Here is a 17,117-nt window from a genome sequence, read left to right on the forward strand (position 1 = left end):
TCGGATGCTGTTTACCATGTCCCTTTGCCCTCTAAGCCTTTAAATAATTGCGATAAGCGACTGACTAAAAAGTCATAATTTCTTACAAAATTCTCCAACCAATAATTTAGCACCCAGCTAAAGCAAGCCATTACTGAACTTTACCTAAAATGGGTTATATATTTTATTCCTAAAAACACACCTTTAAATAAAAAAATATTCTTGACCACATCCAATAACACCTGTTTAATATATGGGCAACATAATTTTAAAGTTCATAAGTCTCAATTGGGTAAGTAGTCCATCAAAGCATATAAATATAAGGACGGGAAACAATGAAACAACATGCATCCACACTCGCAATGAGCTATATAGCCAAAGCGACTAACAATGCACTTCGCGCAAAGAAAACAGCCTTAACCGGTGTTGTTATGGCCGCGGCACTCGCCAGCGCACCAGCCTTTGCAAATCTAACTGGTAGCATCAAAGGTAAAGTATCATCACCTGAAGCGCAGCAGTCACTGGCGGGGATCACCGTTACTGCAAAAAGTAACGTAATGCCAAAACCACGTACCGTCGTTACCCGCGAAGATGGTAGCTACGACTTACCGCAGTTAAAACCAGGTACTTATGAACTGACTTTCACCGATAAAAGCGGTGTAACTCAAACCATGACTGTGGATGTTTTACTAGAACAAACATCAAGCTTAAATGTCACAATGGGTGGCGCTAAAGAAAATGTTGAAGTAATCACAGTAACTGGCAGTAAATTATTCCGCGAAGGTAAATCGTCACTAACTAACTCATTAGGTGAAGAAGCAATCAACAGCGTGCCAGTTGGTCAAGATTACCGCGACCTATTAAAACTAGTACCTGGAGTGGAACTTTCGGCAAATACAATCTTGGGTCCATCTGCAGGTGGTTCTGGTGTTGATAACTCGTACGGCTTTGATGGTGTAAATGTTTCAATGCCAATGTTTGGTAACTTAGCATCAGAGCCATCAACTCATGACGTTGCATACGTAACTATGGACCGCGGTGGTGCAAAAGCGGTAGGCTTTAACCGCTCAGGTGGCTTCTCAATCAACACCGTATCAAAATCAGGTACTGACGAATTTCACGGTAATGTTGAATACAAAATACAACCTAAAAGCTTTGTTGCAACACCTGTAGGCGAAGAAAGCTATGAGCTTGATAAAAGCTGGTTAACAGCAAGTTTAGGCGGCCCGCTTATTGAGGATACCTTATACTTCTATACATCTTATTATCGCCCAGAAGAAACTAAAGCGAACAAAGCTACCGCTTACGGTGATGTGAAGGACTATGAAAGCATCCGCGATGAATACTTCGGTAAATTAACCTGGGCACCTACAGACGATATTTTAATTAATATTTCACAGCGTATATCCGACAAAGAAGTTAAAGGTGACTCCATTGGCGCTTACGAGACTGATAGTGTATCTGTAGGTAGTAAAGCTGACCAAGATATATTTACTTTGGATGGCTCTTGGATTTTAAGTTCAGCGACAACTCTTTCATTCCAATACAGTAAGTTTGAATTAGAAACAGGTTCGAAACCAGATACTGAGTTAAGCGTTATTCCATCATTGTCTAGCCAAATAGATATCAATAACCTTACTCAAATGGGTTATTTTTCTGTTCCAAACCTAAGAGAATATGATTCTGAAGGCGCTTTCACAGAAGAGCAAATAGTTTCTTATAATGCGGGAGCTACAGCATTAATCAATGTTTATGGTTACTTAGAAGATGGAGTGATGAAAGGTGAAGGTGGTGTTGGTGCTTACGCCCAATATGATAATCAAAACTTTTACAGAGACTCTTTTGAAATTAATTTAGAGCATGTGTTTAACTGGGGTGAAACCTACCACACACTACACTTAGGCGCAAAATGGGAAGAAGGTGAAGAGCAGATTACCCGATTATCAAATGGTTGGGGGCGTATCTCTTACCTTGGTGGTTTAGTCGATCCTGATGCTGACACTGAAGGCTTTGACCCTGCCGATGCAATATATAGGGCACATGTACAACAAATGAGCCTAGCAACTGATGGGAGTTCAGTTTCAGGTATCAACTCAGAAATGCGTAGCCTCAATTTCGAAATAAACGATACTATAGAGCATGGTGACTGGACTTATAATATTGGCCTACTTGTGAGCCAAGATACTTGGTACGGGCAAGGCTTAAAAGAGAAATCGGGAACAGTATCGGGTTACGAGTTAGCTCCGGGCCATAAGTACGAAATGTATAAAACAGATTGGAGTGATATGCTTCAACCGCGTTTAGGTGCAACTTGGAATTATGCAGAACAAGACTCAGTATTTGCGAATTTTGCTATTTATAACCCTGAAGCAAGCTCATTAGCTCGTGCAGCTTCTTGGGACCGTAACACACGCTCAGAAATTGAATTATTACTTGATGACTCTGGTAATATTCTTTCAGCATCACCTAGACGCGGCTCGTCAGGTAAAGCATTCCAAGAGGGTATGAAACCTCGTCGTATCAATGAGTTCACGCTTGGTACCACTAAGTACGTGGGCTCTGATTTAGTGTTACGTGCTCACGTACGCCACCGTAAAGGTATGCATTTTTGGGAAGATATGCCAAATAATGCGCGCTTAACTGACTACTCTGGTGTTGATGCAGAAGGTGTACCACAACATATCGCTGATAAAGGCCTCTATGTTGATAACCTTGCTGACATCATTGCTGAAATAGGTGGTTCATCGTATGTTATCGCTGAAGTAGATGGTGGCGAGACTAAATATTGGGAAGCCAGTATCGAAGCTGAATACTTAGGTGAAAACAGCTACATCAATGCTTCTTATGTTTGGAGCCATTACTACGGTAACTTCGACCAAGACAATACCACAACAAGTAATGATGCTAATAACTTTATTGGCTCATCATACTATGGTGATGGTCGTGGTCGTTACTCATGGGATAACCGCTACGGAACACTATCTGGAGATAAACCGCATAAAGTGAAAGTGTATGGTTACTATACGGTACCATGGGATGCGAACATTGGTGCTTACTTTGTATTCCAATCTGGTCAGGCTTGGGAAGCATGGGATGGTACACAATACGGATACGCTTCAAGTCATGTGAGTCGCTATGCAGAACCTGCTGGTTCTCGAAGAACAGCAAGCCACTGGCAACTTGACTTAAACTATACGCAAGACTTTAAGTTCTCAGGTGATATGGAATTACAATTCCGCGCAGATTTATTTAATGTCTTCAATAGACAAACAGGGTTCAACAAAAATCCGTACGCTCAGTATGATAACTTTGGTGAATCACGCAGTTACTACAACCCTCGTAGTTTACAGCTTTCAGTTAACTTCAAGTTCTAAGTAAATCAATCCTGTTGGGGGCCGCCATTGCGGCCCTTTTTTATGCCTCAAAAACAGTAAAAGCTTAAATTGTACAAAATGCTTTTGCTGCATCCATATTAACAGCCTCTTTCATAAAGTAGTCGAGCTGCACCGTTCGGGTTATCGCTCGCGACTCACTGTTACTTGAACTTGCCTGCCACTGCCAATTTTTAAGCGACTCTCGCGACACATCGACAAATAGCCCTTCTGGGAAGCTCTCTACAAAACGGATATCGGTGGTATTACCTTGTTTATTTATGGTAATTAAAAAGCGCGCACAGCCCGTCTGTTTGGCAATTTCTGCTGCTTTAGGATAACTGGGCTTTGTTGCGTGTTTAAGCATCCACAGCTGCTCTGCTGCGTTTTTATCATCTCGAAGGTCAAGTACATCGGTTGAGTTACTTGTTGTACTGTTTGGGAGTTATGAGCAGCCAGCAAGTAATGCAAATGCGGCAATTAAATGAACTTTCATGGTATATCCTTACAAATCAAGTTCATGAATATAACATAGCTTTTTATAGGCATAAAAAAACGAGGCAAGCGCCTCGTTGTTAGTTATCTAGTTAGCTAGTTAGGTATTATTGATACAGCAAATATGGGGAGCGCTTGCGTTTATAAGCACTTAAATCGGCTTGCCAGCTTTGCTTTATTTGTTGCTCTGTTTGGCCTGCTTCAATGGCTAAACGCAATTTATCAGTCCCTGCAAGTTTATCCATAAAATCAGCGCGTTCAAAAAACGTTTGATCATTCGCACTTAGCTTTTGATAAGCCGAAATAAACAAGCTTAAATCTAGGCCATGAATATCAGCATCTCGTAAGTCTTGACCAAATACTTCGACCCCTTTGAATTTAGGGTGCATTGAAGCGCCTTTGATCGCCCTTGGCGTAAAGCTAAATTCGCCGAGTTTAACTGGCGAGTAGCCAACAACTTGAAACGGAAAATCAGTACCACGGCCAATAGTTACAGGCGTTGCTTCAAAGAAACACAAAGATGGATATAGCGCAATTGATTGAGCATTCGGTAAGTTAGGGCTTGGCTTTATTGGTAGCTCATAAGCCATAGTACGGTCATAATTCGCAACAGGCACGACACTTAGTTCAAGCTTATCAGCGTCATTTATCCAGCCTTCACCTTTGATCATTTGAGCAAGTTCAGCCACAGTCATACCGTGTAAAACAGGAATTTCGTGCATGCCAACAAATGAGCGAAATTGCGGATCAAGAATAGGTCCATCCACATAGGCTATATTTGGGTTTGGTCTATCGAGTACCACAACCTGTTTACCATTTTCAGCGGCAGCTTCCATTACGTAGTGCATTGAGCTGATATAAGTGTAAAAACGCACACCGACATCTTGAATATCAAAAATAATAACATCTAAATCCGCAAGCATCTCAGGGCTTGGTTTTTTATTACTGCCATATATCGACACAACATCAATGCCGGTTTTAGCATCTACTGTGCTTTTAACGTGAGCACCGGCGTCATGGTCGCCGCGAAAGCCATGCTCTGGGGCAAATATTTTGCTAACGACAACGCCTTTATCAAGTAAGGCATCAACCAAATGTTGACCATTCACAACTGATGTTTGATTAACGACCAAGCCAACACGTTTCCCTGTTAATGCAGGTACATAAGTTTGAAAATTGGCTGCGCCCACCTGTAAAGGCTGTGCATTTTTAGGTGCTTGTGCAGGTGTTTCTTGGCAACCCAAAAGCGCAAAACAACTAAGAACTAAAACAGCTAAAAAACGCATTATTCTTCAACCGCCTTACGTAAAAAGCCACCCGCTTTTGACAATAACTGTTTTGCTTCAGGAGCTGGTTTTCCGGTTAACACGATTAAAATGGCCAGTTTTGCACTTTGCTCGGCTTGCTTTAATGCATCCACAGCTTGCTGCTGAGAACACTCTGTTGCTTGCATCACAATACGAATAGCACGAGCGTGCAGCTTTTCGTTACTGGCATTCACATCAACCATCAGATTTTTATACACCTTGCCTGTGCGGATCATGCTGGCTGTACTTAGCATATTCAACACCAGCTTCTGTGCCGTGCCCGATTTCATACGTGTAGAGCCAGTTACAGCTTCTGCACCCACCACGGGGCAAATGCCGATTTGTGGTAAACGCATCACCGCTGAATCAGGATTGCAAGTGACGCCCACAGTGACACAGCCAAGTGATTTAGCGTATTCAATTGCCGAGCAAACATAAGGAGTTCGACCGCTGGCGGCAATGCCAACGACTACATCTTTACTGGTTAAATTGGCATTTTTTAAGTCTTCAATAGCAAACGTGGTGCTATCTTCAGCGCCTTCTACGGCTTTTTTAACCGCGGTGTCACCACCAGCAATAATACCGAGTACTTGCTGATCGCTTACGCTATAGGTAGGCGCACATTCAACCGCATCCAAAATACCCAAACGACCACTGGTGCCAGCACCAATGTAAATTAACCTGCCACCTTGTTGAAATGCTTCAACGACATGATCGACAGCTTCACTAATTTGTGGGATCACAAGTTTCACGGCACCCGCTACTTTGTGATCTTCATTATTGATTTTAGTGAGGATCTCAGTGGAGCTGAGCAGATCGATATCCAAAGTGTCTGGGTTTTGTCCTTCAGAGACAATACCGTTTAACTCTTCGAGTAACTCACGTTGTTGCTTAAAGACGTGCTCAGGGCTCATTGGGTTGTCCTTTTTCAATAATGTCATGGTAATGCTTTGCCGCTAAAATGGCGGCACCAGTTAATGAATCTCCCTTACAAGGAGATAATTCGTTTTGTAAGGCAAGTGGCAATAACGGTTGGCTGACTTTCGCCAAACCACCAATTAAAATCACCGGTAACGGCGAGTTACCTCGGCTTTTATTTATTAACCGAACCACCGATTGGGTGTGCTCCGTTAATACCTCTTTTGCCGCCTCACAGTCGTTTTGTAAGCTAAACACCAACGGGCTAAATGCTGCATAATCCGCGGGTTTTGCTTGTTTAAGCCAACTACTAATTGTTTGACGAGTGCATCCTAGCTGCTCACTCAAACGAATAGTTAATCGGCTTTTTGGTAAATCGTAAATATCTATATCGTTTAATAATTGCTGCACAGCCATCAGGCCGATACGTGCACCACCGCCAAAATCATCAACGGTAAAACCCCAGCCGCTCACCAACTTAGTTTGCTTTTGTGCGTTTAATCGTGCCCCGACAGCACCTGTGCCAAGAGCAATAACCACACATGGATCACCAAGATTAGCACCATATAATGACGTAATTGCATCACTGGTAATTTGCAAACTGGCAAATTCTATTTCGTAAATCAGCTTGAGCATCACTGTTAATTGCTCAGCAAGACTCTGCGATGAGCCCCCGGCTACACCCATAACGGTGACAATTTCGCTTGGCTTTGCACTACTTTGCTGGCATACATCGCGGGTCACTTTAACAATGTTTTCTAACGCTAAATCAAGATCATTTGAAATTGATGCCGAACCCGCTTGGGCACGGAAAGTAGCGCCACTTGCCTGATCTTTTAGCTCAGCTAACACTTTGGTGCCGCCACCATCGATGGCTAATACATAGCGTATGGCCATTTATGCACTCTTCTCGTGTGCCGCTTTACCTAGGCAACACACCAGTGTCGCAAGCAAAGTGCCAATGCACAGCTGCCAAGTAAAGCCTAAGTAAAAACGCATTGACTCAGCTAGTAGCCAGTCAATCATGTACGGCTGCATTAGTAAGGTCACCATAAAGCCCGCTATTAGCGCTGCTAACACTGAGCCTTCACTGCCTCGTTTGGTGAACAAGGTCGTAAAATACACACCTAACAAACCGCTGTACGAGAACACCATTACACTTAGCGCAAATTTTAATAATGGCATATCACTGTATTGCTGCCAGAAATAACAAAGAATAGCCATCAGCGCTAAGGCAAGGCTCACCAGTGCCATCCCTACACGACCTGCTTTCACAAAGTGATGATCGCTTACTTGCTTGTTATGTTTTTCTAAATACGGGCGATAGATATCCTGTACGATGACTGAAGACATCGAACTAAGCCCAGAGTTCAAAGTAGAAATAGCCGCAGCAATAATACCCACGCTGACTAAACCTTTAACCCCGGCTGGTACTTCGTTTAATACGTAGTACATAAAGATAGTGATTTTTTCGCCATTAAATTCTTGTACGACCGTTTGCCCAGCTTCGTTATTCATTAGTGCAGGTTGCTGATAAACAATATAAAGCAGCAAACCAATAAAGATAAAAATAGCCATAACGGGGATCACCATCACCACCGATAGTAATAACGCTTTACTGCCTTCTTTTGGACTTTTACAGGTTAATAAACGCTGCGTCATATCTTGGTCTAAACCAAATGCGGCGATGTTTAATAGCACAAACCCCGTTAACACAGAGGCCATGTTAAATACCCCTGATGGGCCAAAGTCTAAATCAAATTTAAACAGCGCAAGTTTTGAATCTGCACCAGGACTTGGCTCATTCAGCGTTGCAATAATGGTTGAAAAATCAGCCGGAATAACATTCAGCAAGCACCAAATAACCGCAATAGCCGCACTGACATAAACAATACTTTGCAGTACATCAGAATAAATAACGCTGCGAATTCCCCCTAAAAAGGTATAAAGCAGACCCGCCAGCGCCAGCACTAAAGTCGCGATAACCACACTATCGGCATCGATATTGCCATATAGAATCATCGCCACAGCAATAGCGGCCATGTATAAACGAGCACCGCTGGCAAACACACGGCCAAATAAATACATCATGCCACTACGGCGCTTGGCCTTTGGCCCGATACGTTTTTCAAGCAGTTCATACACAGTGAACACTTTTTGCTGGTAGAACTTTGGAATTAAAAACGCCGACACCACAAATGCCGCGATAAACGCACCGATATTAGTCGCAATATATGAAAAATCACCTTGATAGCCTTGATCTGGCCCGCCAATAAACGTTGCCGCTGATTGCGAAGTCGCTAAAACAGAAATAGCCACCATCCAAGTTGGCATACTATTTCCGCCTAGAAAAAAATCTTGGCTTGAGTTAGCGCGTTTGCGATTAAACCACCAGCCACTTAGCAATAAAATTGCACCGTAACTTGCGAATACTAGCCAATCGAGAAAAGCGTAATTTGCACTCATTTATTATCCTAACCCAAACCTCAATGGAATATATTATTCCACCATTATGACAAAATTAAAATACTTTTATTTTATTATTTTTATTTAGCTAAGTTAGGTAATTGCCACTGACTTTGCTTTTGTTGATATTGCGCTTTGGTTAAGCTGACTAATAACGGTTTTTTACGCTCATCTAACCAAGCAAGTAGCGCATCCATATTGCTTTCTGTCATTGCTGTACAACCTGCTGTAGGCTTACTTGGCGCACGCCATAAATGCATAAAGATACAACTGCCCGCACCATTGATATTGCTTGGGTTATGCTTAACAACAATGCCTTTTTTATAAAGGTTATCTTGGCTGTATATATCACGACGCATCCATTCTGAAGAGTCTTTTACGGCGTCTTCACCAACTTGTGCTTTATCAACCAATTGGTTGTAAAACGGTGAGCCTTTCACATCGATACAATAATCATTGGCTGTCATTGCTTGATAACTGAGGTTCGTTTGCAATGAATCTAAATAACCAAAAGCAGTACCAAGTTCAAAAATACCTGCAGGTGCTTTACCATCGCCTTCTTGTTTTTGCTGACCAGGTTGTGCAGGATGCAGCCCCACTCCCCACGCAAGGCCAGTACGACCTAGTACCACCGCGTGTTGCTGACCTTGTTGTTGCCAGCTGCCAGCGGTCTTTTCAAAGCGATAAAGAGTGGCATCAATGGCATCACTATCATTGGCCACCACCACCACGAGCTGTTGATGACTGTTATCAATAACAGGTTTAGGTAACTCTTTGCTGGCACAAGCCGATAAACTCATAACTGCAATAAGACTGACTAGTTTTTTCATGCTGGCCATACTCCGTTTGTAATTAGTTCAAGCCCCGTTATTGATTCAATGCCAAGACCTGGGGCATCCGATAAGCGTATTTGTGGGCCGCTAAATTCAACGCCCCCTTGCACAGGGTCATATTGACCAAGGGCTGGGCCATCTAAATCGATTTTACTGATTTGCTGCGCTTTGGCAGAGGCTAAATGTGCAGCCCCTGCAACGGCAATACTGCCCTCTAGCATACAACCTATCATACACTCTGCTTGGTATTGGGCTGTGATATTAGCAATCTCAATTGCTCGGCTTAAACCGCCCGTTTTCATTAATTTAATATTGATAATATCAACTGCGCCAAGCTCTAAAAGTTGGATCACTTGCTTCGGTGAAAAGGCGCTTTCATCGGCCATAATCGGGGCATTCACTCGCTCAGTAATATATTTGAGACCTTGAATATCACTGCTTTTTACTGGCTGCTCAACCAACTCTAATACCACGCCTGCTTTCTCTAGTTGCTGTAGTGCAAACACAGTTTGTTTGGCATTCCAGCCTTGGTTTACATCTAAACGCAGCTGCGTTTTAGCGGCAAAGCCTGCATGGATTGCTTTTACACGTTCAATATCTTGAATAAGGTTATTGCCGATTTTTATTTTTAATACATCAAAGCCTTGCTCAACCGCTCGCTGACAGTCACTAAGCATTTTATCTATGTTATCGACGCTAATGGTGATATCGGTTTTTAACTCTGACTTACCACCACCAAGTAACTTATATAAAGGCGCTTGATAGAGCTTGCCCCACAAGTCGTAAACCGCCAACTCTAACGCCGCTTTTGCACTACTGTTACCAACCACCGTTGATTGAATAATGTGGGTAAGCTGATTAATGTTTTCGATTTCTTGCCCCACTAATTTAGGGGCAATAAACTGCTGAATGACCGCTATCATTCCTTGATGGGTATCGCCTGTAATAACCGGTGTTGAGGCCGCAGAGCCATAGCCAACTTGGCCACATTCGGTGTCGATTAAAACCACTAAATCCTCAATAAAACTCACTTCTCTCAGTGCTGTTTTAAATGGGGTAACTAATGGCACTTTGAGCTTTGCAAAGCGAACAGCTTTAATTTTCATAATGGCCTCTAGCGAATACGCTTAATGTTATAAACACGATCTAAGTAGCTGGTTTCTTGAGATAATCTAAGTGGCAATAATGGCGTGACCGACACCCCATTCAAGGCACTATTATAAAAACTACCATCGCCTTTGTTATAACCTAAGCCTTTAACGTCATGAATAACATAAGGCTCACCGTGATGCTCCCCTAAGTACATCATTACATGACCCGGAATATAAATTAGATCGCCAATCGCCATATTTTTAACCGTCGGCAACTTATCATCTGCCGCAGTATTTTTATCAAAGCGATTATTTTGCCCGTATTCACTACTGCCTTGCTGGCCTGAATTACGCGGCATTAGTAGGCCAAAGCTCTTATAAATTTCACCAACAAAGCCAGTACAGTCGCGACCATTGTAATCATGGCCCCAACCATAGCGCTCGCCTAAAAACTTAAAGCCTTGTTTAATGAGATTCTGCTCGTTGTAGTCTAGGTAGCCTAAATTTACATCGGCAGTTTTACTTATCATTGCAGGTTTAATAACCAGTTTGCCTTGCTCATCGCGGGTTGGTAACTGTACAACATGGCTAGCATAGCTGTTTTGGCCGTTGAGCAAATACGGTACTTGCTCATTATCAACCAATGGTAAGCGTACTCCCATATCGAGCTGCACTTCTGAGAGGGTTTCATCGTTTGGCACATAAGCAGTATTGACCTTTGCACCGGTTACCACCAAAAAGTTATCTTGTTCTCGATAAGCTTTTATTTTATCTGCATCAGCAAAGGCAAGATCTTCGGCAGGCGTCCACGCAAGATAGTTGTAAGCACGTACTAACAACCATTTCTTATCTGCGCTTTGATGTAATACAGCAACCGCTTCGCCCGGAAACATCCCGCTTTCTTGAAAGCGATCTAAGTCTTGATCAAGGCCGCTATTTAAAACCCGATCCCAGGTTGGAAAAGTACGTAATGCGGTGCGCTTAACGACCACAGCAAAGCGTACCTCATTGTTATCTACGACCTTGTTAAGGTTTAAATTTGCCTGATATTTAGCAAAGTCTTTCGCGGTGAGTTGTCGGCCATCGGTAAAAAAGCGCGGGCTTTTTGGAATTGAACTTGCTGAATGAATGGCGCTTGTTAGCTCGTCTTTAGTGAGTGATTTTTGAAATGAAAGAGGATCAACTATGTATTTATTTTCTTTAATTAATTTCTCGTTGAAGGCTGCAATTTGCGCCTCAGTCATGATCACTTTTGCCGATGCACCTTGTGCTAGCCAGTAGCTAGGCGAAAGCTGTGACTGCGTGACCCCGATTACATCTGATTGCCAACCCTCAGCATGCATAGGTGTACTAAAAGCAACACCTAAAGTGATTGATAAAGCGATAATTGAACGACGCATAGCTGTACCTTAATTCTTATTGAACGCGTGAATCTAATAATTTTGTAAAAGCATGCTGCAATTTTTGCTGCATTTGCTTACCGACTGTTGGCAAATTGGCTTCGTCGGCCCCCAAAGTTGACTGCTGCACACTAAACGTAAACTCACGGCCACCTTGATAATTGCCTAAACACACATGTGCCAACATAACCGTTTCTGTGGTGGAGCGCGTTTCACTTGGCCCCCAGCCAATTTTTTGCCAAACACGCCACTGCCCATTCGTTGCGCTATCGAGCACTTCTTTTGCTGAGCGACTATCATTGGGCGCAATAACATTTGCCAATGCATTTGTAACGATATGACTGATACCCACCATCATACCGCCTACAGGAGCATGTTCATCTGTATGACCTGTGCCGTTAAGTAGCACATCAACATCACTTGCTTGTAAATAAGGCATTTGCGTACTTGGTTCACGCTGATGACTAACCAGACGTTTTAACCATTCCGCTTGAGCAAGTGTGGTCATTGCTTTGTTGCCCGTTAAACCACAGCTCTCACAACGATACCCTAAATAGCCCGGATCATCACTGCTTGCTTTGAACCGAGCTATCTTTGCATCAAGCTCATTATTGACAGGGTTATGCCAGTATTCGTCTGATGGCATAAACTGCTCTGAGCCATATGCGCCGTTAAATAACAAACGCTGATCCTGTAGTTTTAGCCAGCCTTCATTAAAAAGCCCACGTAAATATTCACGCCCTGCTACATTGACAAAATAACTGGCTATCGCATTTGAATTACCATCGGCTTTACCAAATGCTTCGTAACTATTAATACTGCTGATCAAATCAGCCAGTGCTGTATCACCGGCAAAAGATGCAGCACCAAGCTCTGGATGGGTTTGCCTTACTTTTGACAGCGCACCGCTAAACGCTTGAATTTTTGATGAACTCCAAGGTTCATACAACTCATTATGGCTGCCGTCACTTAAATACCGGTAAGCTAGTTGTCCTGCTTGAACTTGATAATCGATTAGAAGTAGCTTGCCCGGTTGCTCTGGGGATAAAAAATACTGCCAATCAGCCGCCACTCTGTTTTGCCAACCTGTTTGCTGGTAATTAACCTCAGCCGCTGATTTATAGCTTTGCAGCTTAGTTTCACTCTCAAGCGATAAACAACCGGTATTCGTTAAATCGTTTGGCAAAATAGCAGGCGCTAACATCACCTGCTCAAAGTATTGTTGGTCGGTTAACGGGGCTGTTTTTGTGCTAGTTTGACAACCTGCCAAGAGTATCAGGGTGCAACTTATAGCCAGCCTGTTTTGATATGCACCTTTCGCATACATAAAATAAAATTCCCACTTGTTATTATTTTTGGAATATTTTATTAAATTTAACACAAATTGACCGTGAAGCAAATTAACTCGGTTTTAATGCGTAAAGGATTTGAAACAGTGAGGATTTAGGTGAAGTTGAGTGTGAAACTACACTCAACTTCTTAAGAGATTAAAGAACTTGCTCAGTGTATTTTTGTAAGTCAGTGATCAAATCTCGATATAGCGTTGAGCTTTTATCCTTAATGCGGTCGAGAAAGAAATCGTCGGCAATACGGGTGATCTTTTGACGCTTCTTTTTATCGCTTAACTTACTTTGCGCAACATCCATCAGTTCGGCTATTTTCTCACGTTCATAGCCGTTTAAAGAGGGGTCTGTGCTGATATCTTTTAGCATGATTAATGAGTCTATTGTTGAGCCATTTAGGGTTACCGTTAACGCTTTTGCTAAGCTTGGTAGCCAGGGTTTTTCAATCTGCTCACCAATCACATAAAACATGTTTTGTGCTGTCGCTAGGTCACCATCACGTACTGCAACACTGCCAATAATGAGATAAGAAATAAGCTGCTCTTTTGGATAGCTCTGGCTCACTGTCGCAAACAAAGGATCGGTGCGAATGAAGTCAGCTTTTTGTTTAGCCATTTTACGCCAGCCTTTGTTATAAAAAGCCAAAGACTGAGCACTGTATGCTAAATATTTACCCCGCATATCAGTCGCTTTAGCAAGCGCTAAGTCGCTTTCAGCAATTGCAAAATCTTTACTTACACCAAGGCTCAAAATGTAGCTCATCATGGCATGAGTCAGTGTTGGCTCAATTGCACCTATTTGCTCTAACTGTTCTTTTTGCAGTTTGTTATAACCATAAGCAATGGTATCGACACTGGTATTCGACACTCCCCTGTACGTTTCATAACTAAAACTATCTTGTAGATCAGCATATTGTTGTTGCTCAGTCTTTGTTGATTTGCAACCACTTAGTAAAGCGACACAAAACAGCGAGCACGTTGCTAATTTAACAAAAGGGATGCTATTTAAAGCGGTCATCAATAATTCCTTTTTCTACTTCTATGGCATCATGTGCCAAACCTTGATATATCGGGCTATGGATTCTACTTAACGAGAATATAATATTGCTGTCATCGACAACGCTTATTGCATGCTCAGATGCATTGATTTGCACACCAGCACCATCAAATCGGCTTTCATTCAGTTTTACACCTTGTTGAGCCGTAATAGTGACATTGGTTAGTTCAACCACAGAGCGCTTAACATTTAAAGCGAGTTTAGCCCCTGATAAGCTTACATTTTCTAATCTCACTAAAGAATCTTTAATACGGATAGATTCAGCAACCACATTTTTAAGTAACACATTATTACAGTCTTCAATAATCATATGACGGTAATGGCCTGAAAACTCGCGACTGTGCTGATCTTCACAATGAAATGTCTCGATTTGTTTATCTGAAACTTCTGCACTGGCTGGTTTTTTAACTTCCCCAGTTAACGCTCGATTTAATAAAGCTAAGAACTGGCTGGGCTGTTGCTTCATTGGCACATGACCCACATCAGGCAAAGTAGCTAAATCACTATTGATTAGCTGGCTGTTCAATACTTTTGCAGTTCGTAATGGAGCGACGGCATCTTCTTCACCCCAAATAATATGTGTTTCTATTTTCAGATTGCTGACAATCTCGCTAAAGTCTTCCTCAACTAAACTCAGTGCTGCATTCATATTCGGTGTTTCACCCATTACTAGCTTCCATGCACCATCACTACGCTGTAATAACTCTGTCAGGTATGAATCTATCGCTCCTTCTTCAATGAGTCCGGTTGTAAAATCATTGAGCTGAGCTAACTTAGTTGAGAGAAATTTAGGTAGCTTAGTATTAGGCTTAGGTATGTTGGAGATAGGCTTTATAAATGCCACTTTATGTAAGATACCCGCCGCGTCGACTAACACCAATTTATTGAGTTTCTCCCGGTATTTGCCAGCAAAATACAGGCTGACCGCGCCCCCCATCGAGTGACCCACAACCGTGGTTGGTTCAGCAATATAGTGATCGACCACTTCCGCCAGTACAACAGCATAATTGCGAGGAGAGTAACGTCCTTCGGGGCTTTCTGAGTGAGCAAAACCAGGTAAATCAATCGCAATAACATGATAATGTTTACTGAGTTGAGGAATAACCCCAAACCAATCTTGCATACCTAATACGCCTAAACCATGCACGAGCAGCAAAGGCGGCGCCTTTTTATCACCGGCTTCTAAGACCAAAATTGATGAATTAAAAACGGACTCTTGGTAAGTACTAAACAACCAATCTGCTTTAATAGGAGATTCAAATTTGAGTGCTTGAATTTGTTGTTGGTTTAATGGTGTTGATTGCAATACAACTGGCTCGCTTTGCGCAGCAAACGAACCAAGCAAAATGCAATAAAAAAAGAATAAGTGAAATAGACGCAAGGGATATTGGTTTAATTATTATTGTATTAGCGAGATTGTACCCTTTGTCGGTTAAATGTAAATAATGCATGAGCATGAACCTAACATTGAGAAATGCTTATTCTGGAATAGATAGCAAGATGTGAGAGGTGTAGATCATCATTTATGGCGACAGCATCTTGATACGCGCGAAACACGTTTCACGCCTACGGGGTGCATTTTTTGTATTTTGAGTTGGGGTTTAATTAATTGTGTGGAAGCGTGATGTTCGCGACTGAAGTCGCTCCTACGCAAATTGTAGGCACAAAAAAACCGACTTTCGTCGGTTTATGTCATTTTTAATCTACTTGAGAGAAAAGTGGCGGACGCGGGACGTATTTTGAAACAGTGAACCTCCGGCTGCGTGGTTCAAAGTCTTCCAAAGAATAATGAGTGCAATAAAACGGTATGTTTTTTCACGACTGAAGTCGCTCCTACGAATATTGCGATAATAAACGCGATATAAAATCGCTGCTACAGATTTATATCGTGTTTTCACGCTCCTACGCAAATTGTAGGCACAAAAAAACCGACTTTCGTCGGTTTATGTCACTTTCAAAGAGAAAGTGGCGGACGCGGGAGGATTCGAACCTCCGACCGCCTGGTTCGTAGCCAGGTACTCTATCCAGCTGAGCTACGCGTCCGCAGTGTGATGATGCATGTTTAAGTCTTGCATTGACTGTATCTTAAAGACACAAAAAAACCGACAGCTTGTCGGCTTATGTCACTTTCTAAGAGAAAGTGGCGGACGCGGGAGGATTCGAACCTCCGACCGCCTGGTTCGTAGCCAGGTACTCTATCCAGCTGAGCTACGCGTCCGCAGTTGCATTTTATAATCTTGCAATGATTTTATCTTTATACTCGATATGAGTTTCAAATATGGCGTACGCGGGACGTCTCTTGAAAGAGTGAACCTCCGACCAAATTTGTATCTTTATACTCGATATGAGTTTTCAAATATGGTGGTTTCGGGACGTCTCTTGAAAGAGTGAACCTCCGACCAAATTTGTATCTTTATACTCGATGTGAGTTTCAAATATGGCGGACGCGGGAGGATTCGAACCTCCGACCGCCTGGTTCGTAGCCAGGTACTCTATCCAGCTGAGCTACGCGTCCACACGCACATTTGAATATTGCTAATTTATTCTCTTAGCAAGAGTTAAAGTAAAAAGGGCGGTTGCGGGACGTCTCTTGAAAGAGTGAACCTCCGACCAAATTTACTAACATCTTATACTCGATGCAGAGTTAAAGTAAAAAGTGGCGGACGCGGGAGGATTCGAACCTCCGACCGCCTGGTTCGTAGCCAGGTACTCTATCCAGCTGAGCTACGCGTCCACACATATTACTTTCAAGACATGCCATTTTAGGAAAAATGGTGGAGAAGGAGGGATTCGAACCCTCGATAGAGCTACAAACCCTATACTCCCTTAGCAGGGGAGCGCCTTCGGCCACTCGGCCA

At 42.6% G+C, this 17,117-nt stretch carries 12 protein-coding genes and 4 tRNA genes; 1 reads left to right on the forward strand and 15 read right to left on the reverse strand.

The window, feature by feature from the left end:
• Positions 1-314 precede the first annotated feature (314 nt).
• Complete coding sequence (locus C2M25_RS12240; RefSeq protein ID WP_105181225.1) at positions 315-3,353, forward strand: carboxypeptidase regulatory-like domain-containing protein; 3,039 nt, start codon at positions 315-317, stop codon at positions 3,351-3,353.
• 64 nt (positions 3,354-3,417) lie between these two features.
• Here the strand turns inward: C2M25_RS12240 and C2M25_RS12245 are convergent, their stop codons facing one another.
• From C2M25_RS12245 to C2M25_RS12315, 15 genes are all read right to left on the reverse strand, one after another.
• Positions 3,418-3,717 carry an energy transducer TonB gene (locus C2M25_RS12245; protein ID WP_105181226.1) on the reverse strand — a complete coding sequence of 100 codons (300 nt, stop codon included), beginning with the start codon at positions 3,715-3,717 and terminating at the stop codon, positions 3,418-3,420.
• A 235-nt stretch (positions 3,718-3,952) separates the two neighbouring features.
• Complete coding sequence (locus C2M25_RS12250) at positions 3,953-5,131, reverse strand: exo-beta-N-acetylmuramidase NamZ family protein (RefSeq protein WP_105181227.1); 1,179 nt, start codon at positions 5,129-5,131, stop codon at positions 3,953-3,955.
• Entirely contained in the window at positions 5,131-6,066 is a 936-nt protein-coding gene (murQ, locus tag C2M25_RS12255; RefSeq protein WP_054560801.1) for an N-acetylmuramic acid 6-phosphate etherase, read from the reverse strand. The genes C2M25_RS12250 and murQ overlap by 1 nt, the downstream gene beginning before the upstream one ends.
• Positions 6,056-6,967: a BadF/BadG/BcrA/BcrD ATPase family protein gene (locus tag C2M25_RS12260; protein ID WP_105181228.1), complete on the reverse strand. Its 912-nt coding sequence runs from the start codon at positions 6,965-6,967 to the stop codon at positions 6,056-6,058. The genes murQ and C2M25_RS12260 overlap by 11 nt, the downstream gene beginning before the upstream one ends.
• Complete coding sequence (locus C2M25_RS12265; protein WP_105181229.1) at positions 6,968-8,536, reverse strand: sodium:solute symporter; 1,569 nt, start codon at positions 8,534-8,536, stop codon at positions 6,968-6,970.
• Between the two features lie 80 nt (positions 8,537-8,616).
• Positions 8,617-9,366 (reverse strand): L,D-transpeptidase family protein, encoded by a 750-nt coding sequence (locus C2M25_RS12270; protein WP_082389162.1) that lies wholly within the window; start codon positions 9,364-9,366, stop codon positions 8,617-8,619.
• On the reverse strand, positions 9,363-10,475 hold the full coding sequence (locus tag C2M25_RS12275) for a dipeptide epimerase (protein WP_105181230.1): 1,113 nt from the start codon (positions 10,473-10,475) through the stop codon (positions 9,363-9,365). The genes C2M25_RS12270 and C2M25_RS12275 overlap by 4 nt, the downstream gene beginning before the upstream one ends.
• An 8-nt stretch (positions 10,476-10,483) precedes the next feature.
• A complete protein-coding gene (locus C2M25_RS12280) occupies positions 10,484-11,860 on the reverse strand; it encodes an SH3 domain-containing protein (RefSeq protein WP_105174804.1) in 1,377 nt (458 codons plus the stop codon).
• Between the two features lie 16 nt (positions 11,861-11,876).
• Positions 11,877-13,130, reverse strand: coding sequence for a hypothetical protein (locus C2M25_RS12285; RefSeq protein ID WP_158679720.1), 1,254 nt, complete (start codon positions 13,128-13,130; stop codon positions 11,877-11,879).
• 217 nt (positions 13,131-13,347) lie between these two features.
• Positions 13,348-14,220 (reverse strand): hypothetical protein, encoded by an 873-nt coding sequence (locus tag C2M25_RS12290; RefSeq protein WP_105181231.1) that lies wholly within the window; start codon positions 14,218-14,220, stop codon positions 13,348-13,350.
• Positions 14,204-15,640: an alpha/beta fold hydrolase gene (locus C2M25_RS12295; RefSeq protein ID WP_063703402.1), complete on the reverse strand. Its 1,437-nt coding sequence runs from the start codon at positions 15,638-15,640 to the stop codon at positions 14,204-14,206. Before C2M25_RS12295 ends, C2M25_RS12290 begins: the two co-directional genes overlap by 17 nt.
• Positions 15,641-16,225: 585 nt before the next feature.
• Positions 16,226-16,302: transfer RNA gene (locus C2M25_RS12300), tRNA-Arg, on the reverse strand.
• A gap of 98 nt (positions 16,303-16,400) precedes the next feature.
• A tRNA-Arg gene (locus tag C2M25_RS12305) sits at positions 16,401-16,477 on the reverse strand.
• A 220-nt stretch (positions 16,478-16,697) separates the two neighbouring features.
• Positions 16,698-16,774, reverse strand: a tRNA-Arg gene (locus C2M25_RS12310).
• Between the two features lie 142 nt (positions 16,775-16,916).
• Positions 16,917-16,993: transfer RNA gene (locus C2M25_RS12315), tRNA-Arg, on the reverse strand.
• Positions 16,994-17,117 lie beyond the last annotated feature (124 nt).

It is taken from the genome of Pseudoalteromonas sp. T1lg21 (assembly GCF_002964625.1).
Taxonomy (GTDB): Bacteria; Pseudomonadota; Gammaproteobacteria; order Enterobacterales; family Alteromonadaceae; genus Pseudoalteromonas; species Pseudoalteromonas gelatinilytica.

Bases quoted from the DNA above. Each gene is read 5' to 3' on its own strand.
- C2M25_RS12245 (WP_105181226.1), bottom strand. From the start codon at position 3,717: ATGCTTAAACACGCAACAAAGCCCAGTTATCCTAAAGCAGCAGAAATT.
- C2M25_RS12240 (WP_105181225.1), top strand. From the start codon at position 315: ATGAAACAACATGCATCCACACTCGCAATGAGCTATATAGCCAAAGCG.
- C2M25_RS12275 (WP_105181230.1), bottom strand. From the start codon at position 10,475: ATGAAAATTAAAGCTGTTCGCTTTGCAAAGCTCAAAGTGCCATTAGTT.
- C2M25_RS12290 (WP_105181231.1), bottom strand. From the start codon at position 14,220: ATGACCGCTTTAAATAGCATCCCTTTTGTTAAATTAGCAACGTGCTCG.
- C2M25_RS12260 (WP_105181228.1), bottom strand. From the start codon at position 6,967: ATGGCCATACGCTATGTATTAGCCATCGATGGTGGCGGCACCAAAGTG.
- murQ (WP_054560801.1), bottom strand. From the start codon at position 6,066: ATGAGCCCTGAGCACGTCTTTAAGCAACAACGTGAGTTACTCGAAGAG.
- C2M25_RS12265 (WP_105181229.1), bottom strand. From the start codon at position 8,536: ATGAGTGCAAATTACGCTTTTCTCGATTGGCTAGTATTCGCAAGTTAC.
- C2M25_RS12270 (WP_082389162.1), bottom strand. From the start codon at position 9,366: ATGAAAAAACTAGTCAGTCTTATTGCAGTTATGAGTTTATCGGCTTGT.
- C2M25_RS12250 (WP_105181227.1), bottom strand. From the start codon at position 5,131: ATGCGTTTTTTAGCTGTTTTAGTTCTTAGTTGTTTTGCGCTTTTGGGT.
- C2M25_RS12280 (WP_105174804.1), bottom strand. From the start codon at position 11,860: ATGCGTCGTTCAATTATCGCTTTATCAATCACTTTAGGTGTTGCTTTT.